General features: G+C 67.6%; 14 protein-coding genes. 7 read left to right on the forward strand and 7 right to left on the reverse strand.

Annotated features, from left to right (window positions below; translation table 11 throughout):
• Nucleotides 1–29: 29 nt before the first annotated feature.
• The gene (locus ABJD39_RS06065; protein WP_348613078.1) at nt 30–1,379 is read right to left on the reverse strand and encodes a substrate-binding protein; all 1,350 of its coding nucleotides are present in this window, start codon (nt 1,377–1,379) and stop codon (nt 30–32) included.
• A gap of 187 nt (nt 1,380–1,566) precedes the next feature.
• Nucleotides 1,567–2,241 (reverse strand): haloacid dehalogenase type II, encoded by a 675-nt coding sequence (locus ABJD39_RS06070; RefSeq protein WP_348613080.1) that lies wholly within the window; start codon nt 2,239–2,241, stop codon nt 1,567–1,569.
• A 182-nt stretch (nt 2,242–2,423) separates the two neighbouring features.
• Here ABJD39_RS06070 and ABJD39_RS06075 point away from each other — a divergent pair, with 182 nt between their 5' ends.
• Nucleotides 2,424–3,176: a GNAT family N-acetyltransferase gene (locus ABJD39_RS06075; protein ID WP_348613082.1), complete on the forward strand. Its 753-nt coding sequence runs from the start codon at nt 2,424–2,426 to the stop codon at nt 3,174–3,176.
• 129 nt (nt 3,177–3,305) lie between these two features.
• A complete protein-coding gene (locus ABJD39_RS06080; RefSeq protein ID WP_348613084.1) occupies nt 3,306–4,142 on the forward strand; it encodes a P-loop NTPase in 837 nt (278 codons plus the stop codon).
• A gap of 117 nt (nt 4,143–4,259) precedes the next feature.
• On the opposite strand, the gene ABJD39_RS06085 is transcribed toward ABJD39_RS06080, so the two are convergent.
• Nucleotides 4,260–5,870 (reverse strand): long-chain-fatty-acid--CoA ligase, encoded by a 1,611-nt coding sequence (locus ABJD39_RS06085; RefSeq protein WP_348613086.1) that lies wholly within the window; start codon nt 5,868–5,870, stop codon nt 4,260–4,262.
• A 195-nt stretch (nt 5,871–6,065) separates the two neighbouring features.
• On the opposite strand from ABJD39_RS06085, the gene ABJD39_RS06090 reads away from it, so the two are divergent.
• Nucleotides 6,066–6,305 (forward strand): DUF7576 family protein, encoded by a 240-nt coding sequence (locus ABJD39_RS06090; protein ID WP_348613088.1) that lies wholly within the window; start codon nt 6,066–6,068, stop codon nt 6,303–6,305.
• 54 nt (nt 6,306–6,359) lie between these two features.
• Here the strand turns inward: ABJD39_RS06090 and acs are convergent, their stop codons facing one another.
• Nucleotides 6,360–8,354: an acetate--CoA ligase gene (acs, locus tag ABJD39_RS06095; protein ID WP_348613090.1), complete on the reverse strand. Its 1,995-nt coding sequence runs from the start codon at nt 8,352–8,354 to the stop codon at nt 6,360–6,362.
• A 172-nt stretch (nt 8,355–8,526) separates the two neighbouring features.
• Complete coding sequence (locus ABJD39_RS06100) at nt 8,527–10,230, reverse strand: acyl-CoA mutase large subunit family protein (RefSeq protein ID WP_348613092.1); 1,704 nt, start codon at nt 10,228–10,230, stop codon at nt 8,527–8,529.
• A 153-nt stretch (nt 10,231–10,383) separates the two neighbouring features.
• Between ABJD39_RS06100 and ABJD39_RS06105 the strand changes: the two genes are divergently transcribed.
• Nucleotides 10,384–10,827 carry a DUF5788 family protein gene (locus tag ABJD39_RS06105; protein ID WP_348613094.1) on the forward strand — a complete coding sequence of 148 codons (444 nt, stop codon included), beginning with the start codon at nt 10,384–10,386 and terminating at the stop codon, nt 10,825–10,827.
• Nucleotides 10,828–10,881: 54 nt separating this feature from the next.
• On the opposite strand, the gene ABJD39_RS06110 is transcribed toward ABJD39_RS06105, so the two are convergent.
• Nucleotides 10,882–11,370: an FxLYD domain-containing protein gene (locus ABJD39_RS06110; RefSeq protein WP_348613096.1), complete on the reverse strand. Its 489-nt coding sequence runs from the start codon at nt 11,368–11,370 to the stop codon at nt 10,882–10,884.
• Between the two features lie 405 nt (nt 11,371–11,775).
• Here ABJD39_RS06110 and polX point away from each other — a divergent pair, with 405 nt between their 5' ends.
• Together polX and ABJD39_RS06120 are read left to right on the forward strand one after the other, a co-directional pair.
• Nucleotides 11,776–13,518, forward strand: coding sequence for a DNA polymerase/3'-5' exonuclease PolX (gene polX, locus ABJD39_RS06115; protein WP_348613098.1), 1,743 nt, complete (start codon nt 11,776–11,778; stop codon nt 13,516–13,518).
• Between the two features lie 16 nt (nt 13,519–13,534).
• Nucleotides 13,535–14,032, forward strand: a complete 498-nt coding sequence (locus ABJD39_RS06120; RefSeq protein WP_431357872.1) for a Mut7-C RNAse domain-containing protein — start codon at nt 13,535–13,537, stop codon at nt 14,030–14,032.
• 41 nt (nt 14,033–14,073) lie between these two features.
• On the opposite strand, the gene ABJD39_RS06125 is transcribed toward ABJD39_RS06120, so the two are convergent.
• A complete protein-coding gene (locus ABJD39_RS06125) occupies nt 14,074–15,123 on the reverse strand; it encodes a DUF7139 domain-containing protein (protein WP_348613100.1) in 1,050 nt (349 codons plus the stop codon).
• A 180-nt stretch (nt 15,124–15,303) separates the two neighbouring features.
• On the opposite strand from ABJD39_RS06125, the gene ABJD39_RS06130 reads away from it, so the two are divergent.
• Nucleotides 15,304–15,594 (forward strand): DUF5789 family protein, encoded by a 291-nt coding sequence (locus ABJD39_RS06130; RefSeq protein ID WP_348613101.1) that lies wholly within the window; start codon nt 15,304–15,306, stop codon nt 15,592–15,594.
• Nucleotides 15,595–15,613: the final 19 nt, after the last annotated feature.

Here is a 15,613-nt window from a genome sequence, read left to right on the forward strand (position 1 = left end):
GGTACGGACCGGGAGGACCTAGCCGTCGGTCACTCCTCGTCGCCGTAGTCGCCCAGCTCACACTCCGCGGCCGGGCCGGCATCGCACGCGTAGCCGAGGTTATCGCGCGAGGTCGTCGAGACGATGTTCAGCAGCTTGTCCTCCGTCTGCTCCTCCTCGCTCGCGCCCTGCATGACGAGCACGTCACGCTGAGCCTGGTGGTCGCAGCCGCGCATGGTCTCGTCGCCGAGTCCGGCGCCGCTGTACTCGTGACCCTCCATCTCCCTGATGACCTCCGGCGGGTAGAACGTCTCCGCGCGTTCGACTGCCGCGGCGTACTGGAGCGTCTGGGTGTACGCGATGCGGGCCCCGTAGCTGGGCGCGCGGTCGTGCTCCTCACGGTAGAACTCGACGAACGACTGGGTCGCGTCGTCCTCGAGCTGCCAGTTCCAGTCGGCCGTCCCGAAGATCCCGTCGATGGATCCGCTGGCCGCCTCGGCCATCAGCCGGTTGTACAGCGGGACGACGATCTCCATGTCCTCGTCGAGTCCCGCCTCGATCGCCTGCGGGAGCGAGTTCGCCGCGTCCAGCCCGTAGTGGTTGAGCACGAGCACGTCCGTCTCGTCGCGGGGGACGTCCGAGAGGTACGACGAGTAGTCGGAGGTACCGAGCGGCGTCGGCACCGACTCGATCTGGTTCCAGCCGCCGACATCCGTGAAGAACTGCTCCATCGACGCCTGCTGGGTCTGTCCCCACGAGTAGTCGGCGTACAGCTGGTAGAAGTTCAGGTCCTCCCCGTACTCCTCGGCGAGGACGGGCGCGAGCGCCTGCCCCGTCATGTACGCGTTGAACATCTCCCGGAAGGAGTAGCGCACACACTCCGAGCCCGTCGTGTCGTTCGAGTGAGTGATACAACACTGGAACTGGACCTTCTCCTCCTGACACAGCCCCTGCACCGCGATCGCGACACCGGAGGACGACCCGCCGGTGATCATGATCGCGTTGTCCCGGTTGATCATCCGCGTCGCGGACTGGCGCGCCGTGTCGGGGTCGGTCGCGGTGTCACCTTCCACGGACGCGACGGTCTTGCCGAGGACGCCGTCCCCGGAGAGGCCGTCCCAGTCGTCGACCCAGCCGCCGCCGTTGTTCAGGTGTTCCTTCGCGAGGTTGTAGCCGCGAAGCTCGTCGGCGCCCTCCTGGGAGTACGACCCCGACTGCGGAACGTTGAAGCCGAAGACGACCTCGTCGCCCTCGACCGGGTAGTTCCCGATCGCGGGGTACTCCGAATCGCCGCCGCCGCCGCCGGCGCAGCCGGCCAGTCCCGTCAATCCTGCGGCGCCGGCCGCCCCGGACGCCTTAAGCACATCACGTCTGCTGAGTGCGGTGGTGTCTCGTGCCATGCTCCGATCGCCGGAAGCAACCTTAATGAACGTTCCGCCATATCTCCTTAAATCATGTTAATATTGATAATATGGGAAGCCGACATTCCCTATGATAATGGTTATCACACGTAGGATGTTTCAGTCGGTCGATCAGGGAAGAAACAACGGTAACGTTCGACGAGTTAGTCCCCGCCGACCGTGTCAATCAGGCGAGTTCGTCGGCGACGCCGGCGAGACCCGTTACCTCGAGTGAGGGATCGACGCCGATCTCCTCGAACGGGTCGTTCGCGCGGTTCACCCACGCGGTCCGCATCCCCGCGCTCCCGGCGCCCGCGACGTCCCAGGCGTTGCCGGAAACCAGCCGACAGTGGTCGATCGGCGTGTCGGTGCGGCCGGCGGCGTTTTCGTACACCGCGGGGTTCGGCTTGAACGTCGACACTTCGTCGGCACTGATCACGTCGTCGAGATGTGGGGCGAGCCCCGCGTTGTCCGCGAGCGTCTCCAACATCTCCGGGTTCCCGTTCGACAGCACCGTCACCGTGTGGCCGGCCTCCGAGAGCCGGGTCAGCGTCTCGATCGCGTCGGGGTACGGGTCGAGGTGCTCGTAGGCGGCGAGGAGCCGCTCGCGGGTCGCCTCGTCGGCGTCGACGCCCCACTGGTCGAGCGCGTACGCGAGCGCGTCGCCCGTCACGTCCCAGAACGGCTGGTACTCCTCCATCAGCGCCGACTGGTAGGAGTACTGGAGCTGCTTCGCCCGCCAGGTCGCGTCCAGTTCCGACACGAGCGCCTCGGGCGCATCAAGCTCGTCCGCGAGCGTCCTCGTCACGCTACTCGTGTCACACAGCGTTCCGTACATGTCGAAACAGAGCGTCTCGGGCATACACCACCGATCCGCATCGTGCGTCATAGTACCACGGGAGGCGGCGGTTCGTGACGGTGGCGCCCGTGTCTGTAACGGCGGAGTCCGGTTCCCCGTCCGCGGCGGGTGGTATGTGAAGCATACCCGGTAGACGGGGGAGTAAGCGCCCGGGTGATTAAGTGCCATCCGTGTTACTCATCCACATGGACCTCAGAGACGCGACGACCGAGGACGTTGACGACATCCGCGAGACCGCACGCGCGTCGCTGTCGGCCTCCTACGGCCACGCGCTTTCGGCGGATCTCATCGCCGACGCGGTCGAGTCGTGGTACGACGCCGAGACGCTCGCCGACTCGCTCACCGACGAGGGTGCGGTGTTCGTCGTCGCCGTCGAGGACGGCGATGTCGTCGGGTTCGCACAGAGTCAACTCGCAAAGCGTCGTGAGCCGGTCGGGGAGTTGGACTGGCTCCACGTCCACCCGGACCACCGCGGGAAAGGGATCGGCGACGACCTGCTCCGCCGGGCGGAAACCGAGCTGCTGGAGTTGGGCGCGGAGCGGCTCGAGGGGCGCGTGCTGGCGGCCAACGAGGCGGGAGGCGAGTTCTACGAGGGCGAGGGGTTCTCCGAGATCGGCGAGCGAACCGTCGAGATCGGCGGCGAGGAGTTCCTCGAGCGCGTGTTCGCCCGCTTCCCGGGCGGCGACGGCGAGCAGGTGCTCACGGAGGCGCGCGTCACCGACGACGGCGAGCAGGTGTACGTCGCCTACGACGAGGCCGATCGCGCGTCGATCGCTCCCTTCTACGCGACGTACGGCGACCGCGAGCGAAGCGAGCGGATGGGCTACGTCTGCGGCAACTGCGGCGGGTTCGCGGTGAGCGTCGACACCATGGACCGCGTGCAGTGCAGCGAGTGTGGGAACAAGCGGAAAGCGAGCCGCTGGGACGCGGGGTGGTGAACGCGGACACCGTGGACATCGGGCCGGGAGCAGAAGCATCGGCTGGCGGCACCCGGCGACCGCACCGACAGTCTCACGCGCGATACTTCGGGGGCGGCAGTTAAGTTGCGTCGTCGTCGTCGGAGACACATGGACGGACGCGTGCTCGCCGTCGTCGGCGCGAAGGGGGGCGTCGGCAAGACGACGACGAGCCTCAACCTCGCGGCCGCGCTCGCGGAGGACGGGCGCGCCGTCGCGGTCGTCGAGGCGGACCTCGCGATGGCGAACGCGGTCGACTTCCTCGACATCCGCGTCAACGGCGGGCGGACCCTCCACGACGTGCTCGCCGGCGGCGCCGGCGTCACCGACGCCACCTACCCCGCACCGGGCGGCTTCGATGTGGTCCCCAGCGGCGTCACCCTCGACGGCTTCGTCGAGTCCGACCTCGGCCGCTTCCCGTCGGCGATGGCCGCGCTGAAGGCCCGCTACGACGCCGTGCTCGTCGACACCGCCGCCGGCGTCAGCAGCGAGACGGTCGTTCCCATGTCGGGCGCGGACGCCTCGGTGCTGGTGTCGACGCCGCGGGTCGCCTCCATCCGCGACGCCGACAAGACGATCACCGTCGCCGAGCGCGCCGACGCTCCCGTGGGCGGCGTCGTGCTCACGAAGTCCGGCACCGGCCGCTCCCCGCCGGCCGACCGCATCGCGGCGTTTCTCGACACCGAACTACTCGGACACGTCCCTCACGACGAGTCGATCCCGGAGGCGCAGGACGCCGGCCAGCCCGCCGTCACCTACCGCCCGCACAGCGACGCCGCGGCGGCGTACCGCGAGGTGGCGGCCGCCCTCCGAAAGCGCCCGGACATGCTCGGCATGACGGTGACGACGAACGCCGGCGGGTTCCGCTTCGGCGACGACGGCAACGGCGGCGGCAGCGACGGCGACCCGAGCGGTCGCGACGACGGCTTCACGAACCCGTTCGGGTAGCCGAGGCGACGCGTTCGCGGCTCGGGTACCGGGTGTCGGCGTCGGAAAAACGGGGTGCGGGGCGGGCGTCGGTCGGTGTGACCGTCGATCGATGCGGCGGCAGTCACCGGGGAGCGACTATCCTTCCCCGACCATCCGGTCTTCTTCCTCCCACTCCTCCTGCCGGAGCTCGTACTTCTGGACCTTCCCGGTGGAGGTCTTCGGGAGCTGTTTCACGAAGTCGATCCGCGTCGGCGCCTTGTAGTGGGCCATGTTGTCGCGGGCGTACTGGATCAGCTCGTCGGCGGTGACGCCGGGATTGTCCGGGTCGCCGCTGGTCGGGACGATATACGCCTTCGGCGTCTCTCCCCAGTCGTCGTGCGGCGAGGGGATAACCGCCACGTCGTCGACCTTGTCGTGGCTGAAGAGGGTGTCCTCGACCTCGATCGACGAGATGTTCTCGCCGCCGGAGATGATGATGTCCTTCTTCCGGTCCTGGATCGAGATCATCCCGTTCCCGTCGACGACCGCGAGGTCGCCCATGTGGTAGTACCCCTCGACGCGGTCGGTGAACGCCTCCTCGGTCGCCTCGGGCTTGTTCCAGTAGCGGTCCATCACCTGGTTGCCGCGGACGACGACCTCGCCGATGGTCTCGCCGTCCTCGGCGACGTCGTTGCCGTCGTCGTCGACGACGCGGATCTCCGTGCCGATGTAGCCCATCCCCTGGGTCTTCTTCACCGCGAAGCGGTCGTCGGAGTCGTCGTCGAAGTACCGGCGAGCGTCGCTGGTGGTGATGAGCGGCCCAGTCTCGGTGGCCCCGTACACGTGCTTGAGATACCAGTCGAACTCGTCTTCGATCGTCCGGATCGTCGCCTCCGGCGGCGCCGCGCCCGCGGTGGCGACGCGCACGTCCTGGCCGGCGTCGGGCTCGCCGCCGTGCTCCTCGAGGTGGTCGCCGAGCATCTTCAGGACCGTGGGCGCCGCACAGAAGTACGTCACGTCCTCGTTCCGAAGCTTGTCGAACACGTACGCCTGGTCGACGCCGCGTGTGCAGACGTGTCGTGCGCCCATCCCGGTGACGGCGTAGATGTGCCCCCAGCCGTTCACGTGGAACATCGGGAGCGTCCAGAGGTACGTGTCGTCGTCGCGGATCTCCTGGTGGATCGTGATGATGTACGCGTGCAGCGTCTCCGTCCGGTGGGTCCGGCAGACGCCCTTCGGGTCTCCGGTGGTACCCGAGGTGTAGTTGATCGTGATCACGTCGTCCTCGGCCATCTCGGGGCGGTCGTAGTCGGTCGACTCGGCGATCACCTCGTCGAACTCCTCCCAGTCGCCCTCGACGGCGTCGGCGTCGTTCGTGATGAACGTCTCCGTGGGCACGTCCTCGCGGATCCCCTCGATCTTGTCGGCGTACGCGTGGTCGGCGTAGATCGCGTCGACGCCGGCGTCGCTCAGAATGTACTCGAAGTCCGACTCGACGAGCCGATAGTTCAGCGGCGTGTGGACCGCGCCCGCCTGGAAGTTCCCGTAGGCGGCCGCCAGATGGTAGTGCGTGTTCGGGTCCAGTACCGCCACGCGGTCACCCTTCTCGATGCCGCGCGCCTGCAGCGCCGCCGCGAACCCGTCGGCGCGCTCGCCCAGTTCGTCGTACGTGAATCGGTCCCCGTCGACCCCGATGACCGCCTCGTGGCCCCCGTAGTTGCGGCGAGCGCGGTCGAGGAAGTCGGTTACTAACAGCGGTTTTTCCATAGACATGAGAAATTCAGGCACGTTCGTGATAATCGTTGCGGGGACGGTACCACCTGCCACGAGTGGGTTTTCACAGCGTCCGGCCGGTTTACCCACGGCCGAGAGCGATACCGGGCGCTCCCGAGCGATAGCGAGCCCCGGGTACCCACACGAACCACTACCCAGATAATCGATAAGTAGTGCGCGGCGGACAGTATGACGCTCAGGGAGTACGTCGGGCGACGCCACCCGAACGGAGCGACCGTCGCCCACGCCGCGACCCAGTACCGCTGGTCGCCGGGAAATCGCACGCACAGCGAGTGTTCGAACTGCGATGCCGAGCTGGAGCTGTCCGAGCGGCACGCCCTCATCACCCTCTCGGTGGAGATCGGCGGCGACGAGCGCCACCACCTCTGCGATAAGCGGTGCGTGGCGGCGTGGCTTACGGACGAGTAGCCGACACAAAGAGAGATCAACGGCGGATCGGCGCGGCGGTGCGATCCGGCGCGGTCAGTCGCCCTGGACGACCTGCCGGATGTCCTCGACGATCTCGGGGTTACGAAGCGTCGAGGTGTTGCCGAGTTCTTCCCCGTTGGCGATGTCCTCCAGCAGGCGGCGCATGATCTTCCCGGAGCGCGTCTTCGGGAGCTCCGGCGTGAAGATCACCTGCTCGGGGCGGGCGATCGGCCCGATGGCGTCCTCGACGGCCTCGACGATCTCGGCGCGGAACGCCTCGGACTCCTCCTGCCCGTCCTCGACGATGACGTACGCGTAGACGGCCTCGCCTTTCACCGGGTGGTCGCCGCCGACGACGGCGGCCTCGGCGACGCCCTCGACGCCGACGATCGCCGACTCGATCTCCATCGTGCCGAGGCGGTGGCCGGAGACGTTGAGCACGTCGTCGACGCGGCCGAGCACGGTGATGTAGCCGTCCTCGTCGATCTTCGCGCCGTCCTCGGGGAAGTACACCCAGTCGTCGGAGTCCGAGGAGTCGGTGTCGGAGTACTCGGCCCAGTACTCCTCGATGAAGCGTTCGTCGTTCTTGTACAGCGTCCGGAGCATCCCGGGCCACGGCTTGTTCACCGTGAGATAGCCCGCGCGGCCGGGTTCGACCTCCTCGCCGTTCGTATCGACGATCTGCACGTCGAGCCCCGGCAGCGGCGGCCCCGCGGAACCGGGCTTCATGTCCTTCACGCCCGGCAGCGTCGTCACCATCATGCCGCCCGTCTCGGTCTGCCACCACGTGTCGACGACGGGGCACTCCTCGTTGCCGATGTGCTTGTAGTACCACTTCCACGCGCGCGGGTTGATCGGCTCGCCGACCGTCCCGAGCAGCCGAAGACTGGAGAGGTCGTGCTCGTCGGGGTACTGCGACCCCCACTTCATGAACGCGCGGATCGCGGTGGGCGCGGTGTACAGCTGCGTCGCCTCGTAGTCCTCGACGATCTCCCACAGCCGGTCGCGGTCCGGGTGATCGGGCGTTCCCTCGTACATCATCGTCGTCGTGCCGAGCGCGAGCGGGCCGTAGACGATGTAGCTGTGGCCGGTGATCCAGCCGATATCCGCCGAGCAGAAGTACGTGTCTTCGGGCTTGATGTCGAGCACCGCTTGGGAGGTCCACGCGGTCCACGCGAGGTAGCCGCCGGTGGTGTGTTTCACCCCCTTCGGCTGGCCGGTGGTGCCGGAGGTGTACATGAGGAACAGCATGTCCTCTGCGTCGCGATCGACCGGCTCCACCTCGGCGCCCTCGTGGGCGGCCATCAGCTCGCCCCAGTCGTGCTGGTCGTCCGCGAGATCGTGGCCGAAGTCGTCGCCGTTCGGGCCGAGGCGGTCGACGACGACCGTGTCGGTGTCGTGCTCGACGCCCGCGAGGCCCTCGTTGGCCTTGTCGAGGTGGTCGAGCGGGTCGCCGCGGCGGTAGTAGCCGTCACACGTGACCAGATACTCGGAGTCGGCCGAGTTCATCCGGGTCGCCAGCGCGTCCGCCGAGAAGCCGGCGAACACGACCGAGTGGGGAGCGCCGATGCGCGCGCACGCCAGCATCGCGATCGGCAGCTCCGGGATCATCGGCATGTACATCGTCACGACGTCGTCCTCGCCGACGCCCAGCTCCCGCAGCGCCGCGGCCGCCTCGTTCACCTTCTCGTGGAGGTCGTTGTAGGTGAGCGTGACGTTGTCCTCGTCGACGGGTTCGCCGACCCACTCGATCGCCGCCTCGTCGCCGCGCTCCTCGAGGTGCCGGTCGATGCAGTTCGTCGAGGCGTTCAGCGTGCCGTCGGTGAACCACTCGTAGAACGGCGGGTTCGAGTCGTCGAGCACCTGGTCGTACGGATCCTCCCAGTCAAGGAGATCGGCCGCCTGCTCCCAACATCCCGGCCAGTTCTCATCGAACTCGTCGTAGATGGCGGCGTCCGAGACGTTCGCCTGCTCGACGAACGAGTCGGACGGCTCGAACACCTCCTGTTCCTCGAGCCGAGCCTCCAGTTCCACGTCTTCGTCAGACATACTCACGCGATACGTCGCAATCGACCGTGATAAAACTGCCTTACTCCGTCAACATCCACGTGTCGTCGGACGGTTTCGTGGTCTCGAGCCGGGCGGATGCGGGCGACGCAACCCCGCCGAGTCCCGTGGCGACTCGGACGACTCCGCGGTGTCGACCTCGCCCCGGCGGCGACTACGACGCGAGCCCGATCGTCTCGCGGTAGGCGCCGTAGTGCGTCTCGAACACGTCCATGATCTCGCCCATCGTCGCGTACGTCTTCACGGCGTCGACGACGTACGGCATCACGTTCTCGTCGTTCTCGATGGCCGAATCCAGCGCCGCGAGCGTTTCCTCGACGGCGTCGTTATCGCGCTCCTCTTTCACCTCGGCGAGCCGCGCAAGCTGCCGGTCTTGCACTTCCTCGTCGACGTGGAGCAGATCCGGTTCGGGGTCGTCCTCGACAGTGTACTTGTTGACGCCGACGACGACCTCCTCGCCGTCGTCCACGCGTTCCTGGTACTCGTAGCTGGCCTCCTGGATCTCGCGGTGGAAGTACCCCTGCTCGATTCCCTCGAGGACCCCGTCGCGGACGGAGCCGTCGCCCATCTCCTTGAGTTCCTCCAGGTACGCCATCGTCTTCTCCTCGACCTCGTCGGTGAGGCTCTCGACCATGAACGACCCCGCGAGCGGGTCCGTCGAGTCGGCCGCGCCGGACTCCTCGGCGATGATCTGCTGGGTCCGCAGCGCCACGCGGACCGCCTGCTCGGAGGGCAGCGCCAGCGCCTCGTCGAAGGAGTTCGTGTGCAGACTCTGGGTCCCCCCGAGCACGCCCGCCAGCGCCTGGATCGTCACGCGGACGATGTTGTTCAGCGGCTGCTGGGCCGTCAGCGACTGCCCGGCCGTCTGCGTGTGGAACTTCAGGCGCTTGGACGCCTCCGTCTCGGCGCCGTACCACTCGTCCATGATCCGCGCGTAGATGCGCCGGCCGGCGCGGAACTTGGCGACCTCCTCGAAGATGGAGTTGTGAGAGTTGAAGAAGAAGGACAGCTGGGGCGCCACGTCGTCCACGTCCATGCCGCGCTCGACGGCGTCCTCGACGTACGCGAAGCCGTCCGCGAGGGTGAACGCGAGCTCCTGAATCGCCGTCGATCCGGCCTCGCGGATGTGGTACCCCGACACGGAGATCGGGTAGATGCCGGGCGTCTCGTCGATCGCGAACTCGACGGTGTCGGTGACCAGATCCAGCGACGGCTCGGGGGGAATCACCCACTCCTTCTGCGCGATGAACTCCTTGAGCATGTCGTTTTGGAAGGTACCCCGAAGCTCCTCGCGCGGGACGCCCTTCCGGTCGGCGAGCGCGACGTACATCGCGAAGATCACGGGCGCGCTGGGGTTGATCGTGAACGAGGTCGAGACCTCGCTGATGTCGATGCCGTCGAAGAGGATCTCCATGTCACGCAGGGTGTCGACGGCGACGCCCTCCTTGCCGACTTCGCCGTCCGAGAGCGGGTCGTCGGAGTCTTTCCCCATCAGCGACGGCATGTCGAACGCCGTCGAGAGGCCGGTCTGCCCGTTGTCGGTGAGGTAGTGGAAGCGCTCGTTGGTCTCCTCTGCGGTACCGAAGCCGGCGAACTGCCGCATCGTCCACGTCTGTCCGCGGAACATCGTCGGGTACGGCCCGCGCGTGTACGGTTCCTCGCCGGGGAAGCCGATGTCTTCCTCGAAGTCGATGTCGGCCACGTCCTCGGGCGTGTACAGATCGTCGATCTCGAGGTTCGAGACCGTCGCGAACCGGTCCTTGCGCTCGCCGCGCGCGTCCAGAACCGGGTCACGAGTCTCCTCCTCCCACTCCTCGCGGGATTCGCGGATCTCCGCGAGGTCATCCTCATTGTACATGTACGCAACAACTGCCGGAAGGACCATTAACGATTCGGGTGGCGGGGAACGCTGCGAGCCGCACGACTTGAGCTACCCGGGCGAAACATGCGACTCGATTCACTCCGAGCGAAACACGAAACACACCGGCGACCCAATCCCCGATGACAACCCGTGCAGGAGTACCAACGTAAGCAGCTCCTCGAACGCGTCAACAAGGAGAGCGCGACCATCGGCGCGGACATCCCGGACCGTATCGAGGTACAGGGCGAGGAGCTTGACCTCCGGACGTTCGTCTTCGAGATCAAGCGCAGAGACACGATCCCCGACGGCGAGCGCGAGCGCGTCGAGGAGGCGAAGCGCAACCTCCGACGCGAACGCCTCGAACGCCTCGAACGGATCGAGGAGAACCGCGTCGACTTCGAGACGGGCGAGGAGCTCGCGGCGTCGATCATCGGGATCGACCGCGCGCTGGAGGCGCTCGATACCCTCCAGCCGGCCGACGTGAACACGGAGGCCGAGCGTCAGGAGGCGATGGACCAGAAGCGCTGGATGAGCTTCCTCAAGAAGGCGCTCGGGCGGGACGACGCCAGCGGGAGCAAGCGCGGAGGGTACTGACCCGTCGGCGCCGGCTCCGAAGAAGTGCTCCGATCGACGACCCGAACCGACCGTTCAGCCGTAGCTTGCGGTCGCTTCGACCGAGTAGTAGTCGATCTCAAACTCGGGCTCGTCGAACGTCGTCGCCCACTGCCACGTCCTGCCGGTGCCGAGGCTCCCGTGTGTTGTCTCCTTGCTCGCCGAGTCGAGGATGCCGTCCTCCGTCGGGTTCTCGTCGTAGAGGGTCACCTCGACGGCCACGGTCCCGAACGGGCGGTCGCTGGTGTTGTTCACGTCGCCGGCCACCACGATCCCCCTGTCTCCCGCCCGCTGGAAGATGACCCCGTCGAGGCCGATCGCGTCGGACTCCTGCGGGACCACGGTGCCCGAGGGGTCCTCGTAGGGCTCCGGGTCCTCGGAGGCGTTGCGTACGACGGCCACCGAGACGTCGGGAGCGTTGCTTTCGGCTTCGTCGGCTCCGTCGGTCGTATCCGTCGTATCGTCCGCTTCCGGCGCTCCGCTACAGCCCGCGAGGCCGATACCTGCCGAGGCGATACCAGTCATCCGGATGAGATTTCGTCGGTTCATTGTGGCCTGCTGATCCCGCCTCGTGACCCGTCCGGGAGGTACCCCGCCACGGTCGATCGTTCCGTCCCCTTCCATGCAGTTCTCGATGCTCGATGCGTTCGGGCGGTTCGTCACCCGACTATGGGAGTGGAGACGGAGTCCGTCAAGGGACGGTCCATGCTAGTGATAGCCGAGCAGACTGAAAAGGAGTATCCCTGTTATCGCAAGGTGGTAGACCCCGTCCGTCACGGGCGCGATTCCGGCTGACCGACCCCCGTCTCGACTGCGGTGCTCGTCGGGAGCGCTCGCATGGCCGACGCGGCGACGGACGGATCCCACGGCCGTTCCCGTCGACGATCCGGCCACTCGTTCTAAGTCCCAGCCGCCCGGACGAACACCCATATGCGAAACGCCGAGGTCGCCGGGCTACTGGAGGAGTTCGCGGACCTGCTGGAGGCGCAGGACGTCGAGTACAAACCAAACGCCTACCGCCGCGCCGCCGAGAACGTCCGCGACCACCCGCGCGCGATCGAGGACCTCGCGGACGAGGGCGGCGAGGACGCCGTCGCCGAGATCGACCGCGTCGGCGACGCCATCGCCGCGAAGATCGTGGAGTATCTCGAAACCGACGAGATGCGGGAACTCGAGGATCTCCGCGAGGAACTCCCGGTCGAGATGGCCGCCCTGACGCGGGTGGAGGGCGTCGGCCCGAAGACCGTCGGGACGCTGTACGAGGAGCTCGATATCACGACGCTCGATGAGCTAGAGGCAGCGGCGGAGGCCGGCGAGATACGCGAGATAAAGGGGTTCGGCGCGAAGACCGAGGGGAACATCCTCGACAACGTCGCGTTCGCGAAGGAGGCCGGGCAACGCCAGCGCCTCGGCGACGCACGCCCGCTCGCGGAGGACGTGATCGGCCATCTCGATCACGAGGCGGCCGTCGAGCGGATCGACGTGGCCGGGTCGATCCGGCGATGGAAGGATACTATCGGCGACGTTGACGTGCTCGTCGCCAGCGGCGACAGCGATGTGGTCGTCGACCTGTTCACCGACTGGCCCGACGCCGACGACGTGATCGAGGCGGGCGAACAGAAGGCGAGCGTCCGCGTCGACGGGATCCGGGTCGACCTCCGCGTCGTCGTCCCGGAGGAGTTCGGGTCGGCGCTTCAGTACTTCACCGGCTCGAAGGCGCACAACGTCACCCTCCGCAGCCTCGCGATCGATCGCGGGCTGAAGCTCAACGAGTACGGCGTGTTCGAGGTGAGCGACGTGGACGATCCGGATTCGGGCCAGCGCGTCGGCGAGCGCCTCGGCGGCGGCGACGAGTCGGAGATGTACGGCGCCCTTGATCTCCCGGTGATCCCCCCCGAGATACGCGAGGACACCGGCGAGATCCAGGCGGCGCTCGACGGCGACCTGCCGGACCTGCTCACCGAGGGCGAGATCCGCGGCGACCTCCACACCCACACCGCGTGGTCCGACGGGGCCAACACGATCGCGGAGATGGTCGAGGCCGCCGCCGATCGCGGCTACGAGTACCACTGCGTCACGGATCACGCGGAGGGACCGGGGGTCTTCGGCGACACCGGACTGACGGACGAAGCGGCCAGGGAGCAGGCCGAGGAGGTCGCGACGGTCCGCGAGGACGCCGAGATCGACGTACATCACGGCCTCGAAGCGAATATCGATGCCGACGGTGACGTGACGACGAGCGACGACGTGCTGGCCGACCTCGACATCGTCATCGCCTCCCCACATGCCGCGTTGGATCAAGGCGAGGCGACGGACAGACTGATCCGCGCGGTCGAACACCCGCACGTCGACGTTCTGGGCCATCCGACCGGCCGACTGATCAACCAGCGGCCGGGCCTGGACGTCGATTTCGAGCGCCTCGCGGAGGCCGCCGCGGCGGCCGGGACGGCGCTGGAGGTCAACTCGAATCCCTCCCGCCTGGACTGCAACGGCGACGCCGTGCGGGCGGCCGTCGAGGCCGGCGCGCCGATCGCGGTGAACACCGACGCGCACTCGCCGCCCGAACTCGACAACGTTCGCTACGGCATCCACACCGCCCGACGAGGATGGGCCGAGACGGCGGACGTGGTGAACGCACGCGACGCCGACGGGCTGCGCGCGTTCCTAGAGTGACGGACGGCCTCGTGTAATGGACGACGCGACAGACGACACCAACGACGGCGCGCCCGCAACGATCACCCCGGAGCACGACGCGCTACTGCTCGACGTGATGCTCGGGAGGCTCGCGACGTACCTCCGCGTGTGTGGCTACGACGCGTTGTACGCGCTGGACGAGGGGATCGAGCACGACGACGCGGTCCGCGAGCGCGCCGTGGCCGACGGACGCCGCCTGATCACGCGTGATCGCGACCTGGCTGCCGCGACTCCCGGCTCGGTCCTCCTTACGGCGCGCGACGTGGTCGACCAGCTCCGCGAACTGCGTGCCGCGGGAGTCGAGCTAACGCCGACGGAGCGTCCGACGCGGTGCGGCACGTGCAACGGCCAGCTCGAATCGGCCGAGGACGACGGATTCCGGCCCGAGTACGCGCCCGAAACCGGACTCGTGTGGCGCTGTGTCGACTGTGGACAGTACTTCTGGAAAGGGAGCCACTGGGACGACCTGACCGAAGCGATCGAACGGCTGTAAGCACGAGGCAACAACAACGGGAAGAGTACCGTTCGCGCCGGTCAGCGCGGGTGCCAGTCGTCGCAGGCCTCCATGTCCTCCATCAGATCGTCGTGGAGGCCACAGTACGGCTGCATCCCCTGATCGGTTCGGACGTACTGGAAGTGGCTGCAGGAACCGCAGTAGGAGTCGCCCGGCGATCGAGACCGTGCCGTTTCCCGCTCCGGAGCGGCCGACGACTCGACGGCGGGACGCTCGGCCGACGGACCGATACGATCGACCCCCGGCGCCGATTCGGGCTGTTGCCGCTCCGCCAGCGGAGTGATGTCGGACGACGACGCCCCGCCGTCGCTCGCCGCGCTCGCGGCTGCCCCGGTATCCGATCGGGAGCTGCCAACGCGGCCGTCGCCGGACCCGGCGGCGGCCGACGCCGACTGCGCCGTCCGATCGCGGCGCTCGTTGAGATCAGGACGGTTCGTCTGCGTCTCGACGTTCCCGTCCGGGGTGGTGCCGAGCAGGCCGACGCCGCCGACGCTTCCGGTGGTCCCCTTGGCGCCGCGCAGTTCCTCGGCCGTCGATTTCGGCACCTCGATCACCTTGGTCTCTCCTTCGCGGGTGATCTCCAACGTCACCGTCCCACCGGGGTTGTTGCGTGCCTTGAAGTTCGCGACGCCGGTGAACAGACACCAGAACGTCGTGAACGCCCCGAGGAAGTACACGCCCGCCGTCGGGAGCGTGAGGTCGGCGTACTCACCGACACAGCGCGCACCCGACCAGTGACACGGGTACGCGTGGGCGAACATCGCCACGCCGAGGACGGCGACGCCCGCGCCGACCACCGCGGCCGCCTGCGTCCGACGGCTCGTCGGCATCACCACCAGCACGCCGAGGAACGTCGCGGGGAGCCCGAGTCCGGCGAGGATCCCGGCGGTCTCGCGCGCCTGACCGAGGTTCCAACCGAGCGTCGCCGTCGTCAGGTCCGTTGCCGCGATGACGATGCCGACGACGACGAGGAGCGCACCCAGCGAGAACAGTCCGACGCCGAGATACAGTCGTCGGAGGCTGGCGTACTCGCCGACCTGCCCCTCATACACCTCGGCGAGGCTACTCATACACCCCTGTTATAGCACGATCAGTTAAAAGGGTACGTCAGACATCGGCATGACGGCCGTCCAGTCCACTGATTCGGCTGCGATCGTCGGCGGTCAAGCCAGCGTCGACCGCGCGGCGCGAGAGACGACCCGCAGCGGCGCTCCGAAAGGATTAGGCGGACCCTGGGCGAACCCGGAGACATGGCTGACGACGACGAACCCGAGGAGGAGGAGCCCGCCGTCGAACTCGGCGAGGGTCCGACCGTCGAGGGCGCGCCGCTGGCGCGCGTCGCCTCGCGACTCACGTGGCCCCAAGAGAAATCGAAGGTACTCGACAAGGAAGGAGACGCGACTATCCGCACACCTGACGGCCCGCAGGAACTCTCGGAGGTGCTGAGCGAGATCGGCGTCACCTACTTCGACCGCCGCCAGACGTTCGTCGACGCCGTCGAGGACGTGATCGGTCGCGGCTCCGTCCGGACGGCCGAGTAACTCGCCGCGACGAGACCAC

The organism is Halobaculum rarum, assembly GCF_040025155.1.
Classification (GTDB): Archaea; Halobacteriota; Halobacteria; order Halobacteriales; family Haloferacaceae; genus Halobaculum; species Halobaculum rarum.